At 65.7% G+C, this 1322-nt stretch carries 1 protein-coding gene; it reads left to right on the top strand.

Going from position 1 to position 1322, the window contains the following annotated elements; all coding sequences use genetic code 11:
* Window positions 1-92 precede the first annotated feature (92 nt).
* Window positions 93-1253 (top strand): IS1249 family transposase, encoded by a 1161-nt coding sequence (locus ACIPVK_RS21735; protein ID WP_407614061.1) that lies wholly within the window; start codon window positions 93-95, stop codon window positions 1251-1253.
* Window positions 1254-1322: the final 69 nt, after the last annotated feature.

Below are 1322 nucleotides of genomic sequence, written 5' to 3'. Positions count from 1 at the left end.
GGCTTATAGGACAAAAAGTGTGTCCGTGAGGGGCCTGCTTCCCAACGGTGGCGCGGTAGAACGGGGTTTCTTATAGCCTTGAGCCATTAACCGTGAATGGTTCTGGAAAATCGAAGCACTGTGATGTATGCGGTTCTACCCTGAAACGCAATGGAAAGACGACCGCCGGGACCCAACGCTGGAGGTGCATTGACTGCGGGGCCAGCAGTGTGCGCAAGCGTGGCGACCTGGCCCGCAGGGCCGAACTGGACCGGTTCGTGCAGTGGCTGATGGGCAAGGACTCCCAGGCCGAGATCGGACCCGGAGGCGGTCGAACCTTCCGGCGCTCCACGCAGTGGTGCTGGAACATCGAACCCGCCCTCTCGGTGACCGGAGAGATCCACGGCCAGATCCAGATGGACGGCATCTACCTCGGCCGGGGCTGGTGCTGCCTGATCGCGATCGCCAACGGGCACGTCATCGGCTGGCAGTGGTGCGACACGGAAAAGTCGGCAGCCTGGCTGGCCCTGATGGAACTGATCCCTGCCCCGCGCGCGGTGGTCATCGACGGCGGATCGGGGCTGGCCTCGGCCCTGTCGCGGGCCTGGCCCGAGACCCGGATCCAGCGCTGCCTCGTCCACGTCCAGCGCAACGTGCGCACGTACCTGACCCTGCGGCCGCGCACCGACGCGGGGCGGGCCCTGCGCCGCATCTCCCTGGCCCTGACGCGGCTGACGACCACCGAGGAGGCCGCCGCCTGGGTCCAGGCGCTGAACCAGTGGAACACCGAGCACGGGGACCTGATCAAGCAGCGCACCTACCAGCAGGGCCCCGCGGGATTCCGTCCAGCCGGGGTCCGTTCAGGCCAGGCCTGGTGGTACACCCACGACCGGCTGCGCAAGGCCTACCGGCTGATGGAACGCCTGGCCAAGAACGGTCACCTGTTCACGTATCTGCATCCGGAGCTCAGCGACGTCGGCGTCGACTCGACGACCAACAAGATCGAGGGCGGGGTCAACACGCACCTGCGCGCCCTGCTGCGCAACCACCGCGGGATGCCGCCGGCACACGCCAAACGCGCCGTCGAATGGTGGCTTTACACCCACAGCGAGAAACCAGCTGAAGCGCACACCCTCATCCGACCCGAACACCTGAAACCCGAACCCAAGGCAGTTCACCAGGAAGAACGGCCTGGACCGGAAACACTGGGCACGGGATACAGCCCGGAGGAAGGGCTTTGGGCCAGGAAGGGATGGGCCGGCAGACCCTGCTAAACCGTGCCCTGACATGACAAAGCCCCGGGTGACACACCCGGGGCAGACACACTTTTTGTCCTATATGCC

The sequence above is a fragment of the Paeniglutamicibacter sp. MACA_103 genome (assembly GCF_045798555.1).
GTDB lineage: Bacteria > Actinomycetota > Actinomycetes > Actinomycetales > Micrococcaceae > Paeniglutamicibacter.
The sequence above is the reverse complement of the archived record's forward strand: the minus strand, read 5'-3'. Positions and strand labels throughout refer to the sequence as shown.